Annotated in this window: 2 protein-coding genes and 1 pseudogene; all 3 read right to left on the bottom strand. The window is 36.9% G+C overall.

The window, feature by feature from the left end; translation table 11 throughout:
- Window positions 1-1189, bottom strand: a pseudogene (locus HMPREF9333_RS08160) (CHAP domain-containing protein); the annotation flags it as partial.
- 3 nt (window positions 1190-1192) lie between these two features.
- Window positions 1193-3622, bottom strand: coding sequence for a VirB4-like conjugal transfer ATPase, CD1110 family (locus tag HMPREF9333_RS08165; RefSeq protein ID WP_040882684.1), 2430 nt, complete (start codon window positions 3620-3622; stop codon window positions 1193-1195).
- Window positions 3534-3908 (bottom strand): PrgI family protein, encoded by a 375-nt coding sequence (locus HMPREF9333_RS08170; RefSeq protein ID WP_040882686.1) that lies wholly within the window; start codon window positions 3906-3908, stop codon window positions 3534-3536. The genes HMPREF9333_RS08165 and HMPREF9333_RS08170 overlap by 89 nt, the downstream gene beginning before the upstream one ends.
- Window positions 3909-3910: the final 2 nt, after the last annotated feature.

Genomic DNA, 3910 nt, shown 5'->3' on the forward strand with positions numbered 1-3910 from the left:
AAGCACAGAGCTTGTAGAGTTCATAAAGCCTGTCATTCCCGTTCCTGCAAAGTTAATCACAAAAGGTCCCTAAGATAATGATGCCTATGAAAATAAGCATTAGTCCTTTTGCTTTTCGGATAATCATATCCTTTGAGCTTTTCAGTGTTCCGATAAGTCCCTCTTTAATTCGATCTCTAAGCCTTGACTTATTCTCACGAGAAATTGCTGCCTTTACCTGATTTTTCTTTTGAAATCTTTTATATGCACTTGCTCTTTTATACTCATCCGTCTTTTTCAGTTCCTTTTTGGCATCACGAAATTCCAACTTTGACTTACGCTTTCTGATTTTATAGTCCTTATTTGTAAGGTCATAGCCTCTTTTAGCTCTTTTCTTATCAGAATACTTCTTTATGCCATGAATGAGCTTGGAGCTTGTATCTGCTGTCTTTTCTCCTGCTTCCACTCCTTGATTTTCATCACTTCCATGAGACAAGTAATCTCTTACAGTTTCACTTCCTTTAGCAAGTCCTGAAAGTGCAGATACTTTTACCATATCTTTCTTTAGCTTTTTCTTCTGCTCTTTATAAATACTGCTATGAACTTTTTTGCTTGCAGTATCTTTTCCAGTCTTTTTATCATCAGGCTTATTCTCCTTTAACACATCATCCTTTTTCCTTGTATAAAGGCTTTCGGTATAGTTTTTTCTCTTATAATTTTTCTTTTGAGCTTTTTGGCTTTTTGAGAAACTATTTGTATTTTCTGCTTTATGATGAAGATTATCCTCGACATCATAGGTTGACTCAAAATAGTCGCTATCCCTAAAGTCATTATCGTATCTGTCTATAATCCCATCATTATCAAGGTCTTTTCCTAAAGGATCATAGATTTTCCCATCCTTAACCTCTGTAACATAATCCGCTCTTCCAGTTTCAGTTACAGAAGTTATGCTCCCCTTATCTGAAACTCTATATTTTGCGTTTCTCTTGGAATTTCCATAATCCTTTTCATTATCAGCACTTACCTTACTTGTTTTTTCATGCACTTTATCCTGAAACCGTTCTTTCTCATGAACGATTTTACCTCTGTAATCATCGTTATGTTTTAGCTTACTTTCTTCAGGTATCGTATCTGTTTTACTATGAAACATCTCTCTTTCAAGGCTTGCCTTATGCCTTTCCTTAAAGTCCTTTTTCAGCTTCTTTCCCATAGGCTACCTCACTTCTTCCGGCTTGGTAGTCATCTTCTGATAAAGGATTGTATCTTTCGGGAACTTATCAAGGAAAGGAACAATGGTATTTCCAAAGAAAAGTAGTCCCTCGCCCTCATTGGAGTTGGTAACATATCTAAGCTGAGGAAGTGAGATTTTAAGTTTTCTTGCAAGTATCTCTCTATCTCCCGATGCTTGATTTAGCATTAAGACAAAGTCTGTATTGTCAAAGATATTTTCTATCTCCTTACTCATAAGTAGGTCTTTGACATTCTGCGTAATACCTGTTGGAATACCTCCCCATTTACGAAATCTTTTCCAAATCTCTACGGAATAGGATGCTGTCTGCTCATCTTTTAAAAGCAAATGGAACTCGTCGATATAGTACCTTGTAGCCTTGTTTCCTCTGTTTTGTGACACCTTATTCCACACCTGATCCTGAATAACAAGCATACCGATTTTCTTTAGCTGACTTCCAAGTTCTTTAATATCAAAACAAAGGAGCTTCTTATTTAAGTCCACATTTGACCTGTGATTAAATACATTAAGAGAACCTGACACATAGATTTCCATCTCTGTTGCCAGCTTCTTACCAACCTTTTCCTCCTGTCCTTTTAACATATCGTATAGGTCTTGCAGTATTGGCATATTACAAGGCTCTGGGTTTTCAAAATACTTTTCATAAATCTTAGGTAGGCATCTATCTATAACGGACTTTTCTTCTGCTGTAAGTCCACTACCGCCAACTACAAGCTCAAGCATAGACATAATGAAATTTGCCTTGTCTTTAAGAGGTGCGTCCCCATCACCGTAGTTCATATTTATATCAAGGGGATTTAAGTAGTCTTTTGATTTACTGCTGACTTTTATCACTTCTCCCTTAAATTGTCTTACAAGGTTTCCGTACTCTCCTTCCGGATCGCAGATAATCACATCATCATCCGTTACTAAAATCGCATTTGCCATCTCTCTTTTGGCACTAAAGGATTTACCGCTGCCCGGAGTTCCGAGGATTAGACCGTTTGGGTTCTTTAATTTCTTTCTATCTGCCATAATCAGGTTATGGCTTAGGGCATTTAGTCCGTAGTAAAGACTATTACTTGAATTGATAAAAAGCTCCTCTGTGGTAAATGGCATAAATACTGCCGTTGATGAGCTTGTCAGTCCTCTATCTATTTCAATCTTATTTACACCAAGAGGCAGCACGCTCACTAAACCTTGTTCCTGAGAATGGTCAAGTCTTTTCAGCTTACAGTTATGCTTATTTGCAATAGAGCTTATCTGAGCAATTGTGTTATCGAGCTTTTGCACTGTCCTTGCAAAGTTCATAAAGACGATACTTACCACAAACATTCGCTCATCTCTTGTCTGCAAGTCTTTTAAGAGGCTTTTTACATCTTCCCCATAGGTGATTAAGTCCGATGGAAGAATGTCCATATCATAACCGCTTCTTACCGCCTTCTTATTTTCCTCAATCTTCATCTTATCAATATCAGTGTTTTTTCGTTTTACCATCTTAATGGCTTCCGACTGGTCAATCGCCTTGATATGAAAAGAGATATTGATGTTATCGTCAATATCCAAAAACTCGGATAACATCCTATCTGAAAGCTCACTGGCAAGGATTTGAAAATGACTTGTTGCTCCAATGAATTTGCCAAACTTAAAGTATCTACTCGGTGTAAAGTTAAACTCATCAGGCACAATATATGTCTTTGTGCTTTCTCTTTTCTTTAGGTCTTTGTAGGAAAATTCAAAGGTCTTATTCGGATTTAAAACATCGTGGAGTATCTTTAGCCTTTCTTCTCCGTTTAGGCTTTCTGCTCTCACACCCATGCTCTTTAGATTAGATAATATATCTATCTCCAGTCTTTCAAGTTTTGATGTTGCCTGCTCTAAATTATCCGCTTCCACTGTAAAGGTTACATACTTTGATTTTTTCAATCCGTTATTTCCCTTTACAATCTGGCTTTTAAGCATCTCTCTAAATTCAAAGCGTATATCGTCGAAACCGTCCTTTTTATCCGGTATCTGAATTGCCGACTTCATTTCTTCGTTTCGTCCGAGCTGATTGATATATGAAAACTCAATGCTGATGCTCGGATCAAAGGAATTTAGAAAGTTTGCAAACTGATTAAAAATCAAGTCCCTATCTTCATCTAAGGCAAGCTGATAGTTAATGTCCTGAAAGGCTATACTTTTACTGAAGTGCCTTTCATCAAGCTGGCATATTCCGCTTTTTAAAAGCCTTAGATATGGAATGGTATCTTCTACCGTATATCTTTTCGGTTCTTTCTTAAAGATAAGGTCAAGGATTCCTCCCTTATCTTTTTTTGACTTGCAATTACTTTTCTTTAAGTCTCGCTTTTGACTTCTCAATACCTTTTCGTTTTGCATGAGTTTTATTTGCTGAATTTTTCTTTTCTTGTTCAAGGTAAACCTCCTTTCTCACTCTCTTTTTTGGCTGATAAAACTTATGAAGGTAGATGTGCTTAAAATATTTCTCAAAGGTCAGTCCGTCCTTTTCAAATAGTGTGATGAAAAAGATAGGAAGCGTGGACACGATAAGGAATATGACAGCTATGTCATTTGGCACAAACTTCCTCATAAATAAATAGACTGGTATTCCAACCAGTCCTGCAAGTGTGAAGCCTATGAGCTGCCTTTTCGTTAGGTTAAAAGCAACCTTTGTCTTTACCCTATTTAAGTCTTTAGGGATTG

This window comes from Johnsonella ignava ATCC 51276 (genome assembly GCF_000235445.1).
Taxonomy (GTDB): domain Bacteria; phylum Bacillota; class Clostridia; order Lachnospirales; family Lachnospiraceae; genus Johnsonella; species Johnsonella ignava.